Origin of the sequence: Cetobacterium sp. ZOR0034 (genome assembly GCF_000799075.1) — a bacterium.
Taxonomy (GTDB): domain Bacteria; phylum Fusobacteriota; class Fusobacteriia; order Fusobacteriales; family Fusobacteriaceae; genus Cetobacterium_A.
This window is the reverse complement of sequence record NZ_JTLI01000018.1, coordinates 1-17,727: the sequence shown is the minus strand read 5'-3', so window position 1 is coordinate 17,727 and position 17,727 is coordinate 1. Positions and strand designations below refer to the sequence as shown.

The window sequence follows — 17,727 nt, the reverse complement described above, 5'->3', positions numbered from 1 at the left end:
CAGTAAATCCTGAACCACCAGTAGAACCACCAATCAATCCACCAGTAAATCCTGAACCACCAGTAGAACCACCAATTAATCCACCAGTAAATCCTGAACCACCAGTAGAAAATACGCAAAATATTTCTATAAATTCAACTGGAACAACTGGAAATTTAAGTGCCTTAGGAACAATAGAAGTAGGAAAAGAATTAATAAATAAAGGGGATTTAAGTATTATTTCTGATATTGAATTAACTGCTGATAGAAAATATAACAAAATTGTAACAGGAGCTTTTATAGATGGAGGAAAATTTGTAAATGATGGAAATATAACAACGTCAGGAGCTTTAACAAAAAGCAATTTAAAAGGTGAAGGTTTTGGAATTTATCAAAAATCAGGAGAAACAATAAATAATGGTAAAATTTCTATTCAAGGAACAGGACATGATTTAGATAATGATGGTGAATCTGATATTCCTGGTGGAGTTGGAATTTATGCTGAATCAGGAACAGTAACAAATAGTGAAACGGGGTTAATAGAAGCTAATCCAAATAATTTAATTCCTGCTGGGATAGGAATGGTTACAACATCAGGAGCAACATTAATAAATAATGGAACAATTAAAGGAATGTATTCAAGTATGTGGGCTGTAAATCCAAATTCAACTGCTGTAAATAATGGACTAATTGAAACAGAAAGATCAGGTTTAACAGCAGGGAATGGTGGAAAAGTTATTAATAATGGAATAATTAAAGCATGGATATATGAAAATCCTGAAAATGGAGTTGTTGCACAACCTGCTTTTGCTATGAGTGCAATGTCTTATGATGGAGAAGAAACAATTGCTATAAATTCTAAAGATGGAGTAGTTTATGGTTTAGTAGATGTTACAGGTAGAGCTGCTAAATTTATTAATGAAGGAATAGTAAATGGTAGAGTAAAAATAAGTGAACTAGGTGGTATTGTTGAAAACAACGGAACAATAACAGGAGTAGATGAAGCACCTGGAGAAGTTATTGTTAATAATGGAAAGTTTATTCAAGGAGTAAATGGAAAACTTGATGTAGATAAGTTTGTAGGAGATTTATTTTTATCAGGAGATTATGCAAAAGATAACTTTGAAAATAATATCGTATTATCTAAAGATAATATAAATATAAAAGAACATGATGGAGATATTTTATCGAACTCTGTTATGTATACTGTAAATGATTCTAAAACAGAATTAAATAGAAAGAATTTTAATGAAATTATAAGCAATTCAAATTTTGCAAACTATTTAGAAAACAACTATGTAGATGGAGATATTTTAAGACAAGAATTATATAATAATTTGAAATTAATAGATAGTGCAGATGAATTTACAAGAGCAACAAATAATATATTTGGGAATGATATATACCCAAATATAAAGAAACAAACATTAGAAGCTATTAGATTTAATAGAGATACATTAGTAAATAACGTATTTAATCAACCAACATCTAAAGAATTAAGAGTTATAGGTGGAGCAGATTATAAGAATATAAAGGCTGATAGCTCAAATTTAAGTGGATATAAAGAAGATATATCATCAGTATTCTTAGGAGCAGATAAACAAATAAATGCTAAATTAAGATTAGGAACTATTGCTAATATAGGTACATTAAATGCTAAATTTGATATGGATAATGCAAAAAGAGAGGATACATTCGGTCAACTTAATATGTACTCAATTTATAAAAATAATGATGTTCAATTAACAAATAATCTATTCTTTGGATTATCTTCAGGAGATTTAAAAAGAGATCTAAAATTTGGTGATGTTTATGGAAGCCAAAAAGGAGATTTAGATAATAAGTGGATTGGATTAAACAATATATTATCTAAAGATTATGTTGTAAGTTCTTTCTTTGTAAAACCTAGAGTGGAAGTAAATGCAACATATTTAATGCAAGATTCTATTAATGAATCAGGTAATTATGGATTAGATGTTGAAAAGCAAAATGTATGGTCTGTAGAAGCAGGAGCAGGAATTGAAGTAGGAAAAGAATTTGATTTAAACTCTGTAAAAAGCACAATAAAGGCATTTGGAACATATTTACATGAACTAGCTAACCCATATGATTCAATGAGTGTTAAATTAAATAATATAAGCTCTGATTCAGTTAAGGTATCAAAGTATGATAAGGATTCGTATAAAGATTTAGGAATTAAATTAGAACTTGAAAAAAATGGATTAACAGGGTATGTAGAATATAAATATCTATTTGATTCTGAATATTTAGGAACAGCAGGAATGAGTTATAAATTTTAACTAAAATATTAAAAGAAATTTATCAAAACGCCCTGAGAAAACCTCTTCCTCTGTAAGGGAGAGGATGAATCAGGGCGTTTTGATAAAAAAAGCTATAGCAACTTTAATTGTAATTATTTGGAGTGGAATATGTTTGTTTGCAAAAACTGTGGAAATGTAGATTATGATTATATAAACTTTAAAAAGAAAATAATAATTTGTAGTAAATGTAAAAAAGAAAATGAGTTACAAGAGGGCTAAAAATTGAATAATGAATATGTTTTCAATTTTTAGTCCAACAAATATTTTAGAGGTTTAGAATAATGAATAGTTTAAAAGAAATGAAAAGTGAATTAAAACAATTAAGTAATCGAATTAAAAAATATTTACAATTTTTAGATAAGAAAGATGATGAATTAGATACAATGGAAAAAATAAATATAGATAATCAATTAAGATTTATGTTTCAATATAAATGGGAGTTAGAACATAGGATAAGACTTAAAAATAAATCATTAAAATAATATATTGAAATGATACTATTAATTTATAAAATATAATTAAAAGTTTAAAAACGAACAATAAAATTATAGAAAAAATAAAGAATATATGATATAATTCTAGTAGAAATTAATGCAACTAAAAATAAAGGGAAATCGTGAAACAGTGATACCGTAGTCCTTGTTTTTAATTAATTTTCAATTGAATATTTTCGTCAGGGAAATCGGAAACAATGATAACGTAGTCCTGTAAAAGTAAGTGCTTATTTAAGTGCTTGTTTTTGCAGGACTTTTTTTATTATTTAATCAAAAATCAGGAGGAAATTTAACATGAAAAAATTTTTAATGTCAATCTTATTTGCATTTATATTTATTATAAATGTAGTTCCGAGCTATGCTCTAAAATTCTATCCTTTAAATTATGATAAAAGGATTGATTTGGATGGTGGTTATGGAGAATTTACATTAGTGAATACTTCTAAAGAACCAATCAGATATAAATTAGAAGCGACAAATACAAAAAAGATAACAGATATATCCAAATTAGTAACGATATATCCAAAAGTTTTAACTATTGAGCCTTTAGAAGAAAAAAGCTTTAAAGTATATGTAAAAGAAGATTCAAAATTAAAAGATGGAGAATATTCTTTTAATTTAGAAATAAAGCCTTTGAAATCTCCAAATTTAAAAGAATTAAAAAGAGGAACAACAAGTCAAAGTTTTGAAATTAAACAGGCTTTAAAACTTGAAATGTTTGCTCATGTTGGTGATTTAACTAAACCGTTTGAATTATCTAAGGAAAAATTTTATGAAAAAGATGGAAAAAAGAAATTCAGATCGAATGTTAAAAATTCAACTGGTAGAGGATATGAATTAGCTGTAGGGTTTACAGATTCAAATAATGTTTTATTGCCAGTTTTATATCCTGTTGGAAGATTATTTAATGGGAATGAAACAGTTATAGATGTAGAGATACCACAACACGCAAAAAATATAATTTTTTACGATTATAACAATATTAAAGTTTTAAAACAAACTATAAAAATCTAAAAATTTATAGTTTGAAATTATATATAACAGGAGGAATTAAATTATGAAAAAATTATTAATGGGAGCATTAGCAGTATTAACAGTATCATCAATGGCATTTGGAGCTTCAACTCAACAAATGGTTGATTCAACTTTAAGTGCAACAAATCCAGGAGATAAAGTGGGAGCAGGAGTACCTTTTGAAGTTAGAGTAAATATAGCACCAAAAGGACCAGAATTAGTAATCGTTGATGAAAATGATAATATTTACGACACTATGGTATTTGATCATGGAACAAAATTAGCAGGAACACTTAATAGATCAGTTGTTGAAAGAACAGCTATTTTAAAAAGAACAGATAATCACCCATTTTCAGCAGACGCAAGTGGGAAAGTAGGAACAACTCAATATACAGGTCAATTCGCTTTAGCAACAAATAATAATTATGACCCAACAACAAATATTTTAACTTTAGATAAATTATCTTCTGTAGGTGATACAGGTTCAACAACAATGACTATGCCAACAGAATTTAATTTTATAAAACAAGAAAGACCTATAAAAGCAACAGATAACAATATGAGAACTTTAGTACAATCAGTAATCAAAGCAGGAACTAAAGCTGACCCTGGAATGTATGTAGGAAATGGAACATTTACAGCAACTTTAACAGTTAAATAAAACTTTGCTTCAATTTGAAGTAAAGTAAAAACAAATAATAAAAGTTAGTTAGATTCATTAAATTAAGAGCAAGAATATTTTTTCTTGCTCTCTATTTAATAAATTTAAAATAATGGAGGGATTAGATGGAAAACTTAAAAAAATTAATTATATTTTTTATACTTACTTTTAAAACATTTGCATATATGCAAGTAGCACCTGTTATCTTTGATAAACGAATAGATAAAGAAGGAGCTACACAAGAATTTTATATTACTAATCCAACTGCTAAAGAAGTTGGATATAGGCTTTATAAGGAAAAAAGTGATAATGGACTAGATATGACACCATATATGGAATTTTACCCTAAAAGTTTAAAACTTAAACCAGGGCAAAGTGAAAAAGTTAGAGTTTATATAGAAGCACCAAAAGAAGCAAAACAAGGTGAATATACAGCAATAATGGGGATAAAAGAAATAAATATTCCAGGTATTGAAAAAAAGGGAAATGGAAGTGTAATTATTTATACAGATTTGAAGTTAGAACTTGCAGGATATGTAGGAGATTTAAAACCAAAACTTCAAATAGATGACTTAGAATTAAAAAATAATGAACTTAGTTTTAAAATCTCTAACATTGGAGAGATTAGAACAAAAGTAGAAGCCTACTTAGAAAGTGATAATTTGAAAGAAGCAAAATATCTTGATAGTTTTAGACTTTTAAAAGGTTATAAAAATACTTTTAATCAAAAATTAGATATAGATAATCTTAGAAATCCAAGATTAGTAATAACAGATATGGAAGGAATTAAAATTTTAGAAAAGGGGATAGGGAAATAATGAAAAAGAAAAATACTATTATTTTTTTAGGAGTTATCGCACTTTTACTTGTTTCAGCAAAATATATTCCTAAAAAAAATGCTGAAGATATAAAGCAATTTGAACCAAAAGAAATACAGACTAATGAGATTAAAAATCTTAAACAAGAGAATATTATTTTAAAAAATATTGAAAATATTGAAGTTAATAATTTTGTAGATGAAGATATAAATATTTCAATAAATCAAGATAATAAAAATGAGAAAGTAGCAACTGAAGGTCTTAATAATAATAAAATTAAAAATCAAAAAATAAGACAAGCTACAGCTAGAGAATTAGAAGAACTAAAAGCAAAAGGACTTATAAGTGAAGAAGAATATTTATTAGAAAATGGGGGTGAAATAAATCAAGATGGTATCCATCTTTTTTCATTATACATAAATGGAGATAAAAAAAGTGAGTCTTATTCTCCATTTATAGAGAATGAAAAGGTTTATTTTCCCCTAATCACATTTTTTGAACTAATAAATTTTAGAAATTTTGAAAGAATAGAAAATAATATAAATGCAAAGCTAGGTGATAGCCTAGAAGATGTAGTTATAGACACAAAAAATAATAGAATTTTAAAGAATAATCAAGAATTAAAACTAACTTCTGATAGTATCAAAGCCTTTGATGGAGATATTTATTTGGAAAAAGACATCTTTAGAAAATTATTTTTAACTAATCTAGCTCTTTCTAAAGAGAAAGAAAAAATTAATATGACATTAAATTTTTCAACACCTGAAGAAATAGGAATAAGACAAAATAACAATGAGAGGTTATTAAAAGAAGGGAAAACAACAAAAGATATTCTTTATACAAATGATAAAAAGTTATTTGAATTAGGATATTTAAGAACAGAGCTTAATCAAATTTTTAAAAAGAATGAATATGAGAAAAATGGAGATTGGCAAAGTGATTGGGAAGCCAATCTTGAATATCAAGGAGCTTTTCTTTATGGAGAAATAACAGCAAATTATGATGTTAGAAACCATATGTTTGAAGATATAAAACTAAGATATGACGATATTTATAAAGGTCATACTTTGGAAATTGGAAATTATAAATACATGGATAGTGGAGCTAGAGAGTATGATATATCTTTTAAAAAAGATAAGGGATACATAGTAACAGGTTCTAAAAATTATATTATAAAAGAAAATGTACCTCTTGGAAGTAGAGTTGAACTTTTATATATGGGTATCATAATAGATATTCAAAATGCAACGAATGGGGTAGTGGAGTTTAAAAATGATGAAATTAAAGAGGATAGAAGTTATCAATTGAAAATTTATACTCCTGATGGAAAAATTTTAATAAAAGATATAAATACAACTTCAAATTATAATCAACAGAATAAGGGTGAAGTTGAATACGATATAAATATTCGTGAAAATCACGAAAGTGGAAAACCAACAACAGATTCTAAAGTTTACTATGGTCTTACAGATCATTTAACATTAGGAATGGGATATTTAAGAGAACCCGAACTAATAAATGATGAATATGAGTATTTGGACAAAGGAAGATTAGAAGCTGTTTATTCTGATTATGTTTACTCACTACCATACACATTAAGAGTTGGTGGGGATAAAGTATTTAATGAGTTTGAGTATAAGGTAAATGAAAAAAATACCAAAGATGATTACTCCTATGACTTCTTAGGTCAAATAGATATTAAAAAAGTTAGATTAAGACTTGAACATGAAAGTAAAGGGGAGTTTTACGAAGATAAATACAAGACAAAATTCTATGTAAGATACACTCCTATAAAGGCTTTAGACCTAGAATATGAAAGAGAAGAAGCAACTAAAAGGGATGGAATCTATGGAATAGATTATAAAGAAAAAATTAATAAATACAGCATAGAGTATTCAAAAGCATATAAAGATTTATTATTAACTGGTGAATATGAATACCATACAGAAGATAAAGGAAAATATAGCTTTAATACTTATTATACAGGACTTAGAACAGCAACTCTTAAACTAGAGAATACTTGGAAAAATGATGGTAAAGATTATGAAGTTGCCTTCAGTATCTTTAGCAACGGAAATAGATTATTTGATTATAACCTAGAAGCTAGATATACAGAGCAAGAGAAAGATAAATTTACATTTAGATTCTCAACTAATTACAACAACTGGTTTGACTACGAAATGTTTATTGATAAAAAAGGAAACCAAGAACACAAATTCGGAATAGATCACATTACTGATTTAAGAAATCCAACTGCTAAAATCAAAAATATGGATAGTTCACCTCTTAAAGTTATTACATTTGTAGATAAAAATGATAATGACATTTATGACGAAGGAGAGGAACTTATTAAAAATGTTGAGGTTCAAATAGGAGAACAAAAGATAAATACCAATGAAAATGGAGAAGCTATGTTCTATGGAGTTCCAAATTATGTAACTTATGATTTAGAGCCAAAAATTAAAAAACCTAATTTCCTATTAGGAAATAATAAGGTACAAGTTCAAGGGAAAAATACAGCTACTATAGTAGCTCATATTCCTGTAAAGCCAATGCTAACTCTTACAGGATTTATCAATGTAGAGGACATTTTAGAACTTAATTCAATTGATAAAATGAGATTGTATGAAGAACTTCTTGTAACAGTAAAAGATACAAATGGAAAAGTAATAGATAGAGCTATTCCAGATGAACAAGGAATATTTGAAATATCAGGACTTTTACCTAAAAAATATTTAATAGAAGTTGTCTATATGGGAATAGATCATCAAATAGATGGTATCAATGATGAAATTGTAAAACTAACTTATGTAGATAAAACAGATAGTAATTACTATGTATTTAATATAAAAGAACATGGAATTTCTATGTTGAAAGGAGATAACAAGATATGAAAAATTTACTAGGCTTTTTTATGCTAATTAATATATTAAGTTTTTCAAATGTAATGCCTACTATTCCAGTAATTCCAAATACGGGAAATACTGATATAGATATACCTAAATTACCTACTGAAGATAAAACAGAAAAAGATGGAAGTATAAGGAAGCTGCTATCTAATACTACTGTAATGATGGAATCTAAATTAAATGTAGTAGTTCCATTGGAGATTATCTCTGATGTAGATATAAAGGCTATGGTAGTAGATGATGAAAAGGTAGAAGTACCTTTTTCTTTAGAACTTAATAAAGAACCTTCTCTAAAAGACCATTATAAGGTCAAGTATAGTCAAGATAAAATTGATATAGATGGTGATGGGAAAGTAGATACATATATCTACTCCCCAAAATTTTTGAACAAAAGGATCATAGATGACAACATGGTTGTTATAGAGGGAGCTAATATATCTAAAGAGGGTACACATGAAAAGAAAGTGTACATGACAGTAGAGGTGAAACAGTAATGATAAAAAAGATTGTAATGATAATGATGTTGATATTAAACAGCATTTCTTTTTCAGAAGTTCCACATACATATATTTATGATAACCCTGAAAAAGCTATAACAACAGCAGAAACTTTAAAGAAAAAACCTGATGGAGCTGAAATGAATATTTCAGTAACAAAGGTTAAAACCCAAGAAATTATAGGATATATTAAGAATAAAAGATTGTATATTCCATTGAATGATGATCTAAAAAACAATAAATTTGTTATTGTAACAAAAAATAATAATTTGAAAACAAAAAAAACAATACAAAATATTTTAAATTACCAAAAAGTTAATAATGTATTAGAACTAGATAATATATTTGAGGACATATATATTAATATTTTTGATAATAGCATTGTAAAAAAAATATATAAAGTAAATGTATATGGTTGGTTTAATTGGATGGGAGATAAAAATACAACCTCTGAAATAAATTTAGAAATTTCTTCAGACTATGATGGTAGTATTTTTAAAGTTTTATCAGCTTCATACGGATCAAACGCACAATATGGAACGACAACTCAAAAGGGTTTAAAAATTATATCGTCAAGATATGTAAACATTGCAGGCTATAATTTATTTTATCCATCAATACATGAATTATTTAAAAGTGATCTTGTTTTTAATTCTTTAGCCAAAATAAAAATAAATGGTGATGAAGTTTTTTCTGCACCAGCTGGAAACTATGGAACAACAGGAAAGTATAAGTATAGTAAAATTGTTACTTACCCTACTTTAAACTATTCAAAAGATGGTTTGAATATAAGATTAGAAAATACAGGAACACCAAATTATTATTCAGGAAATTCACATATAGGAATAAAATTTGAAGATTATCCAAAAGAAAATTTCTCTTTTGATTTAACTATATCTGGATTAGGTCTTGAATATATCAAAGAAAATTCGGGTGGAGATGATCAGGAGGCACAATCGTGGGAATATTATTGGACACATACTACAAAAGTTAATGTTAAATACATTATAAAGACATTAATAGGAAGCTCAACACTTACATTTAATGAGAATTATAACAAATCTTTTGTTAATTTTAATGCTGATAATAATGGTGGTTCTTTAGGAGTTGAAAATTCTGTACCAGGATTAAGTTTTGCAACTTCAGGTGCAGGAATAGCATTTTTGCAACAAGGAGATATTCTTGAAATCAATGGAGCAAGAGTAACAATTGGAGCTTCAGGTAATTTGGAAGAAACACAAGGTAGCATAGGAACTTTAGGTTATAAGTATAAATCAGAAAATGGAAAGTTAAGACTAGCATTAACAAATTGGGGAGTGTTAGAACCGAGTAGAACATTTGAAGTAAAAGTTTTAAAAGGTGGTGCAGAAGCAGTAAGACATACATTTACAATTCAAGCACCAAAAAGAGTTGAAGGAACTTCAAGAGTAAAGTTTGTAGAAACTTATCCAAATACTCAATTTGTGGTATTTAATGGAGTATCTTTAAATAGTCCAACTGCATTGTCTTTAGAAAATAGTGTAACAGGAGTAACACTTGAAAGCTCAACAGGAGCAGGACTTGTAACAATGCAACAAGGGGATATATTAGAAATAAATGGAGTTCAGAACCAAATAGGAGCTTCAGGAACTTTAGGAGAGAAAAATATATCTTTAGGAAGTTTAGCCTTAAATTATGCAGTTCAAGGTGGAAAGTTAAGAATAAGACCTATTTCATGGGGAGTACAAGAACCTCAAAGAGAAGCTACAGTAAGAATTATAAGAGGAACAAATGAAATCTCAAAACAAATAATAAGTATTCAAGCACCAAAGAAGGTTGAAGGAAATTCGAGATTAACTTTAAGAGAATACTATTCAATAAATGATTATATAGCTTTTAATGGTGTGTCTTTAGATAATCCGTTATCTTTAGCTTTAGAGAATAATTTAAGAGATGTAACATTAGAAAGCTCAACAGGAGCAGGAATAGTAACAATGTTACAAGGAGATATTCTTGATATAAATGGAGTTCAAGCAACTGTAGGAGCTTCAGGGAATTTAGGTGAAATCGAAATAACAATAGATACTTTAAGATTCGCTTATAAAGTAGAAGCAGGTAAATTAAGAGTAAAAGTGTTAGATTGGGGAGTTTTAGAACCAAGAAGGGATATAAGAATAAAAATAAAGAGAGGAACAAATGAAATCTCTATTCATACTTTAAATATAAAAGCACCAATAAAAGTACAAGGTGATAGTACATTAAAATATGATAATACATATCAAATTAGAACTTTTGCAAAATTTAAAGGATTAGATTTATCAATGCCATTACCAATAACTTTAGAAAATATCCAGGGTGTAACTTTAGAAAGTACAAATGGTGCAGGAATCCCATATATGAATCAAGGAGATAAAATATATATATCTGATAACTTTAGAGCTAGAAAAAGTAAAAGAGCAATTGGAGAAACTTATTATGAAATTGGAGCTTCAGGAACATTACCTAAGCAAAATGTTAAAGTTACAAATGGGGAAATTGGGGTTCAAGTAGAAGGTGGAAAATTAAATTTAGCTTTAAATAACTGGATTGTTAATAAAAATGTAAATGTTCAAGTAAGAATCGTAAGAGGAACAAATGAAATTATGAATCATGTATTTACTTTGAAAGCACCTGACGCACCATTTAATATTGTTCAACAAGAAATTTTAGATTTTGGGACAATAATAGCAGGTGCAAAAAATAGATCTGCTGAAGCAAATATAAAATTAGAAATGATAAAAGATATAACAAATATAGAATTTAGTCTTAATACAGATAGTCCTGAAATGTTTAATAAGAATGGAATTATTTTAAAAGCTAGAAATCTTCAAACTCTTGTTAGAAAAGAAGCTAGTAGAAGATATTTAGTTAAAATCCAGGGGAAATTAGATGTTCCTGCCAATCAAGAGTTAGGAGAATATTCAGGGTCAGCGATTCTTGAAATGAGGATAAAATAAATGGAGGTATAAAATGAACCAAAATTATGTAGTTGTCTTTAGACATAGAAATTTTTTAAGAAGTTTATTTTCTTATGAAGAAGTTGAGGTATTAGTTAAAGAAAACGGAGAGAAATATCGAAGTGAAATTGATTGTATAGGAGATATAAGAATATGAAAAATTTAATTCTAAGTTTATTTTTAATAACTAATATATTAAGTTTTGCAAAGGTAGAAATAAAGATACTTGAACCTCTGAGATTCGAGTATCTTTCTACTAAAAAGTTATCTAGTGAAAAAATAGCAGGTTATGGAACTATTGAAATAAGAGCAGAAAAAAGTGATTTTGGAAAAAAGATTACTTTTGATTTTCCAAAATCAGGACTAATGACAAATAGAAAAAAATGGATAAAAATAGAAAAATACGGGATGGAAATTCCTGAAAAAGAGATTGTTTTATCTCAAGAAGTAGAGCATATAAAGTTCTATGCTCTACTGGATAAAAGAGATATAGATAAAGGAGAGGAAGCCAAAATAATAGAGGGAGAGTATACAGGGTATACACCAATTATAATTTCTGAATACTCTAAAATTGGAGGATAAATGAAAAAACTAATTACACTAGCTTTTCTAGTATTATCAACAGTAGGAATAGCTAAGGATATGAAAATGGAAGTAGACAAAGCAGATGATAATACAATTGTTATTAGTATTAAGAAAAAGTAATACCACTAAATGAGGAAAAATGTATATAAGATAGGAGTTAAATATATGGTTGAAATGAAAATAAATATAACAATAGACGAAAATAAATTATTTGATTTAATTTTAGAAGGAAAAGAAGAATTTATAATTCCGTATTCAAATGAAAATATAAAAATAAATAAAGATAAAACAATTATAAAAATAAAAAAAGAAATTTATGATTGGAAAACTACAGATTTTATAATTTCAAATTTCTTGAAATTAAAACAATTAGGGATTATATCTTAACTTTATTTCAATTTGAAGCAAAGTTAAAGAAGGGCTAGTATGCAAAAAGTTAAAAGAAAGCGAAAAAAATATGTAGTGGAAATAAATTTAAGTAGTGAAAGCAAAAAAAAGTTAAAAAAAATATCTATTAATACAAAAATGAAAGAACAAGAAGTTGTAAAGCAAATTTTAGAGAGATTTTTAAATCAAAAAATTTATTAAAAAGAGAGGTTAAAATGAAATTAATTATAGCAGAAAAGCCTGATTTAGCAAGAGCTATATCAGAAGCACTTCCAGGAGAGAAAAAAAGTAAAGGCAAGTATATTGAACAAGGAGATTATTTAATTACATGGGCTGTTGGACATATATTAAAGCTAATGTACCCTGAAGAAATAGAACCTGAAACATATGTTGAAAAACAATGGAAGCTAGAGCAGTTACCAATAATTATAGATAATTGGGGAGATAAATTAAAACCAATTGAATCAACAAAAGAACAGCTAAATGTAATAAAAGAGTTATTAAAAAAATGTGATTCTATAATCCATGCAGGTGATCCAGATTCCGAGGGTCAACTTTTAATTGATGAAGTTTTACACTATTTTAAAAATAAAAAACCTGTTGAAAGAGTTTTGATAAACGATAATAACAAAGAAAATATAATAAAAGCATTTGAAAAAATAGAAAATAATAAAAATTATGAAACATTGTATAAGTCAGCTAGAGCAAGAAGTGTAGCTGATATGATGGTAGGAATATATTATTCAAGATATTACTCTTTAAGAAGTAATTCAAGGTTAGCTTTAGGTAGAGTTCAAACTCCAACTCTTGGAATGATAGTAAATAGAGATTTATCAATTGAATCACATGAGAAAAGAAAATATTTTGATTATAGTTTAAATGTAGAGGTTATAAAATCTTCAAATAAAAATGAAAAAGCTGAATTAGATAAATTATATAATCTTTATCAAAATGAATTTGTAGATGAAGATAAAAAAGCAGATTATCAAAAAAAATTATTAGATGAAATTTGTAATTTGAAAGAGAATACACCTTTAAGACTAAAGTATGTATTACCTAAAGAGAATAGCGAAGAAAAGTATAATAAGCAATTTTATGAAGAATTAAAAGGATATTCTCAAAATAAATCTTTTGATATTGAAATAAAAAAAGAGAAAGTAATTGAAAAAGCACCACTTCCTTTTAATTTAAATGAATTACAAATTTATTGTAATAAAAAATGGGGATATTCACCTTCAGATACTTTAGAGCTTACCCAAACTTTAAGAGATAAATATAAAGCAATTACTTATAATCGCTCTGATTGTCAATATTTGAGTGTAGAACATTATAATGAAGCTGATATTGTAATGGATGTTGTTTTAAAAAATCTAAATATAATAGTTCCTGAATTAAATACTAAAAAATTTCCTGCTTCAGAATGTTTTAATGATAGTTTTGTTACAGCACATCACGCAATTATTCCTACGAAAACAAAGGTTAATATAAGTGAATTAGGAGATAAAGAAAGAAATGTTTACAAAGCAATTTGTGATTACTATATAATTCAATTTTTACCTAATTGTGTAAAAGAAAAAACTGAAGCAATTTCAACTTTGGTATTAGAGAATGATTTAAAATCAACATCTACTAGAATTATTATTCCAGGTTTTAAAAATTATTTAAATGATAAATTAGATTCTGATAATGAAGAAAATTCTACAGATTTATCAAAATTAGTTCCAGGAACATATAGCTCAAATTTCGTAAGTGATCTAGTTGAAGAAAAAGAAACTAAACCACTTACAAGATATACAGAAGCTAGTTTATTAAAGGATATGACTTCTATTTCTAAATATGTTTCTGATCCTGAAATAAAAAAATTATTAAAAGAAAAAGACAAGGGAAAGAAAGGAGAATCAGGTGGTATTGGAACTCCTGCAACAAGAGCAAATATAATTGAAAGATTATTAGAATTAGGTTTTATAGAAAGAAAAGGAAAAAATATAATTTCAACTCAAAAAGGAAGAGATTTAATAAGAATCTCTCCAATGGATTTAAAAAATCCTACCTTAACTGCTGAATGGTGGGTACTTCAAGAGGAAATAATTAATGGTACTAAAACTGAAGAAGATTTATATAAAAGTGTTATAGATAATTTTATAAAATTTAAAAACTCAAATCCTGAAATACCAATATTATCATCAAGTAATATAGAGAAAGAAGTTATAGGGAAGTGTCCTAAATGTGGTGGTGATATTTATGAGGGAGTAACAAAAGAAAAGAAAAAAAATTACTATTGTGGAAATTATAAAGAGGGATGTAAGTTTAAATTATATGAAAATATGAAGCACTTTCAAAATGAGTTAAAACTAACAAAGGTAAAAGTTAAAAATTTACTTTCTAATAAAGATGTTGCTTTTAAACTTACTTCAAAGGGTGGAAAAGAGTATGAAGCATACTTAAAAATAAAAATAAATGGTGATTTTGTAAATTTTGAACAAACGGGATATGTAAATACCAAAAAATAAATTAACTATGCTTCAACTTGAAGCATAGTTAAAAATAAATAGGGGATGTGAACTAAAAATGAAAAAAATGTATTCCAAAGAATTAATTATAAAAAATTATTTTTTAGATGGAAAAATAGAAGAAGAGTATGAAATTATTCAGAGTACAGATGATGATTTCGTAAGACATGGTTATTGTAAAAAATATGATTATGACGGAAAGTTGAAATGTGAATGTTACTATGAAAATGGAGTTATTAATGGTTATTATAAAGAATACTCTAATGGAGTATTAAGAGAAGAAGGTAGTTATGTAAATGGATTAAAAGATGGCAAGTGGATTGAATATTCAGAAGAAAAAAATTATATCAAAGGAAAAAAAACAATAGTTTTGAACTCTTTAGGAAAATTATTAACTGGTTGCATAATAGGGATATTACTAATACTAGCAATTCTAATTTTTAAAGTTAAGACCAGTTCAACAAATGAATCTAAAGATTTACTTTTACAATATGAGCAACCTTTAGAAAATAAAACAAGTAATATACCTTTAACACTTGACCTGAAATATGAATAAAATAAAAAGGAGAACATAGATGATAAAAAATATAAAATTAATATTATATATAATGGTTCTATTATCAACAAAAATTTTTGGATTAACTGTATATGACCCTGCTAATCATCAGGTTAATATGCTAACTAAAGTGGAAGCTGTTAAACAAACATTAGAGCAAGTACAGCATAATAAAAATTTATTGGAACAAATAAAAAATGACACAATAAATATGGCTAGTTTAGGAAGAGAATTAACAACAGGACAATTGGATATGCTACAAAAAAATATCCAATCTATAATAAATATTAGAAATCAATCTTTATCTGAAATAAATAATTATAAAAATTTTCAACAAAATTTTAAAAGTTTATATAAAGATTTTAAAGATTTTGATAATTATACTTTTGATCAGCAACTAGAGTATAGTAATAGATTATTAGGAGAAGCTAAAAATTCAATAACTGACGCATATAGAGTTTTAGAAATTGGAGATGTAAGTAAAATTTCAAATGACTCTCAAAGAATTAGAACAATAATGAGTGCAGCTAACTCAGCAGAAGGGCAAAAAGCAGTATTACAAGCTACCTCTCAATTTGCAGGAATGCAAATTGAAATATTAGGAGAGCAAAGAACATTAATGGCTGAAGGATTAAAAGCTCAAAATGCTGTAATGTTAAAACAAATTCAAGAAGAAGCAATTGATAATTCTAATATAGAAAAATTAAAAAAAATCGATCCCGAATACACTAATCAAAATAAAAAAGCTAATCTTTTGAACGGAGAGTGGTAAATTGATATTAACAGATGTTTTGAATATATTTATTCCTTATTTAAGAGATATTCCATATAATTTAACGAATGCTTCTTTAGCATTACTATGTACTTTAACAATTATAGATATTGCAAATATGGTTTTTAAAGTAGAGGAAACAGATTGGATAAAATGGTTAATAGCTAAAATAATGAAAGTAGGAATGTTACTTTTCATAATTAAAAATTATACATATTTATTAAAAGAAATAAGATTAGGTTTTATCAAAATTGGAAATTTAGCTTTGGGTAAAAGTTTGAGTTCAAGTGATTTTTTAGAATCTCCTAGTAAAATTATAGATTTAGCACTTAATTTATCAACAAAAATTTGGGATATAGTAGGATATAATCCTAAAACATGGATATTTTTATTGATTATACTAATTATTGTTTTATCTTTTTCATTTATCGCTTTTCAAATAATAATAACTTGGATAGAATTTTACTTATTGTGTGGATTAAGTATTATTTTTATTCCATTTGGAGCAATAAAAGTTGGAGAAAGTTATTATACCAATGTATTAAAAACAATAGTAGGATGTTCTATAAAAATGTGTATTTTAAACATAATATTATTACTCTCTGAAAAAATTATTTCTTCAATTTCTTTAAAAAATATAACTTTTAATTCATCTATAGCAACTACGGTTACAATAGCATTATTAGCTTACTTGATAATGTCAATACCGAATTTAGCGACAGCTTTATTAACTGGAAGTCCTGCATTATCTGCGAATGAAGCACTAAGAGCAGGGGCAGCAGGATTAACAACAGCAATAGCAGGATTAACAATGGCAACTAATACTTTAGGAAAAGGAGTTTCAACGGCAGGGTCAGTAGCAAGAGGTGGAGGGCAAATTGCTTCAGGTACTCTTGATGGAATAAAAGGAGGAGCAGATTTAGGAGGAATGGCAGGAGGTCTTGCAGGAAGTGTTTTCGGACCAACAGGAGAAGCAATCGGCTCTAGTTTAGGAAAAGTTGCAGGTGGTGTTGCGGGAGGTACTCTTGGTGGGATGTATAGTGCAGGAAAGTTAGGAGTAGATAATCTAGCTCAAAAAATGGGATATGGTAATTTATCTTCTAAAGGAACTGGTGATAATAAAGGAACAGGAGCGACACCAGGAAATAATAGTCAAGAAACTGGTGATAGTAAAGGAACAGGAGCGACACCAGGAAGTAATAGTCAAGAAACTGGTGATAGCAGAGGAACAGGAGCGACACCAGGAAGT

The 17,727-nt window shown here is 27.1% G+C and carries 17 protein-coding genes; all 17 read left to right on the top strand.

The window, feature by feature from the left end:
* Nucleotides 1-2,279: autotransporter domain-containing protein (locus L992_RS05245; RefSeq protein ID WP_047394798.1), on the top strand; the 2,279-nt coding region annotated here is incomplete at its 5' end.
* 302 nt (nucleotides 2,280-2,581) lie between these two features.
* Nucleotides 2,582-2,782 (top strand): hypothetical protein, encoded by a 201-nt coding sequence (locus L992_RS05240; protein WP_047394795.1) that lies wholly within the window; start codon nucleotides 2,582-2,584, stop codon nucleotides 2,780-2,782.
* 306 nt (nucleotides 2,783-3,088) lie between these two features.
* A complete protein-coding gene (locus L992_RS05235; RefSeq protein WP_047394791.1) occupies nucleotides 3,089-3,808 on the top strand; it encodes a fimbria/pilus periplasmic chaperone in 720 nt (239 codons plus the stop codon).
* A 43-nt stretch (nucleotides 3,809-3,851) separates the two neighbouring features.
* The gene (locus tag L992_RS05230) at nucleotides 3,852-4,469 is read left to right on the top strand and encodes a hypothetical protein (RefSeq protein WP_047394789.1); all 618 of its coding nucleotides are present in this window, start codon (nucleotides 3,852-3,854) and stop codon (nucleotides 4,467-4,469) included.
* A gap of 125 nt (nucleotides 4,470-4,594) precedes the next feature.
* Nucleotides 4,595-5,287 carry a hypothetical protein gene (locus tag L992_RS05225; RefSeq protein WP_047394787.1) on the top strand — a complete coding sequence of 231 codons (693 nt, stop codon included), beginning with the start codon at nucleotides 4,595-4,597 and terminating at the stop codon, nucleotides 5,285-5,287.
* Nucleotides 5,287-8,181 carry a hypothetical protein gene (locus tag L992_RS05220; RefSeq protein WP_047394783.1) on the top strand — a complete coding sequence of 965 codons (2,895 nt, stop codon included), beginning with the start codon at nucleotides 5,287-5,289 and terminating at the stop codon, nucleotides 8,179-8,181. The genes L992_RS05225 and L992_RS05220 overlap by 1 nt, the downstream gene beginning before the upstream one ends.
* A gap of 53 nt (nucleotides 8,182-8,234) precedes the next feature.
* Nucleotides 8,235-8,690: a hypothetical protein gene (locus L992_RS05215; protein WP_197053385.1), complete on the top strand. Its 456-nt coding sequence runs from the start codon at nucleotides 8,235-8,237 to the stop codon at nucleotides 8,688-8,690.
* A complete protein-coding gene (locus L992_RS05210) occupies nucleotides 8,690-11,668 on the top strand; it encodes a hypothetical protein (protein WP_047394778.1) in 2,979 nt (992 codons plus the stop codon). The genes L992_RS05215 and L992_RS05210 overlap by 1 nt, the downstream gene beginning before the upstream one ends.
* A gap of 13 nt (nucleotides 11,669-11,681) precedes the next feature.
* A complete protein-coding gene (locus tag L992_RS13465; RefSeq protein ID WP_156110647.1) occupies nucleotides 11,682-11,825 on the top strand; it encodes a hypothetical protein in 144 nt (47 codons plus the stop codon).
* Complete coding sequence (locus tag L992_RS05205) at nucleotides 11,822-12,250, top strand: hypothetical protein (protein ID WP_047394775.1); 429 nt, start codon at nucleotides 11,822-11,824, stop codon at nucleotides 12,248-12,250. Before L992_RS13465 ends, L992_RS05205 begins: the two co-directional genes overlap by 4 nt.
* Complete coding sequence (locus L992_RS13815; protein ID WP_255360701.1) at nucleotides 12,251-12,373, top strand: hypothetical protein; 123 nt, start codon at nucleotides 12,251-12,253, stop codon at nucleotides 12,371-12,373.
* A 45-nt stretch (nucleotides 12,374-12,418) separates the two neighbouring features.
* Complete coding sequence (locus L992_RS05200) at nucleotides 12,419-12,640, top strand: hypothetical protein (protein WP_047394772.1); 222 nt, start codon at nucleotides 12,419-12,421, stop codon at nucleotides 12,638-12,640.
* Between the two features lie 39 nt (nucleotides 12,641-12,679).
* Nucleotides 12,680-12,841: a hypothetical protein gene (locus tag L992_RS13460; protein ID WP_156110646.1), complete on the top strand. Its 162-nt coding sequence runs from the start codon at nucleotides 12,680-12,682 to the stop codon at nucleotides 12,839-12,841.
* A gap of 14 nt (nucleotides 12,842-12,855) precedes the next feature.
* On the top strand, nucleotides 12,856-15,150 hold the full coding sequence (locus tag L992_RS05195; RefSeq protein WP_047394771.1) for a DNA topoisomerase: 2,295 nt from the start codon (nucleotides 12,856-12,858) through the stop codon (nucleotides 15,148-15,150).
* Between the two features lie 58 nt (nucleotides 15,151-15,208).
* Complete coding sequence (locus L992_RS13100; protein ID WP_052193908.1) at nucleotides 15,209-15,706, top strand: toxin-antitoxin system YwqK family antitoxin; 498 nt, start codon at nucleotides 15,209-15,211, stop codon at nucleotides 15,704-15,706.
* A gap of 19 nt (nucleotides 15,707-15,725) precedes the next feature.
* A complete protein-coding gene (locus tag L992_RS05185) occupies nucleotides 15,726-16,478 on the top strand; it encodes a hypothetical protein (RefSeq protein WP_052193907.1) in 753 nt (250 codons plus the stop codon).
* Between the two features lies 1 nt (nucleotide 16,479).
* Nucleotides 16,480-17,727, top strand: a 1,248-nt coding sequence (locus tag L992_RS05180; RefSeq protein ID WP_047394768.1) for a type IV secretion system protein, incomplete at its 3' end; no start/stop codon positions are given.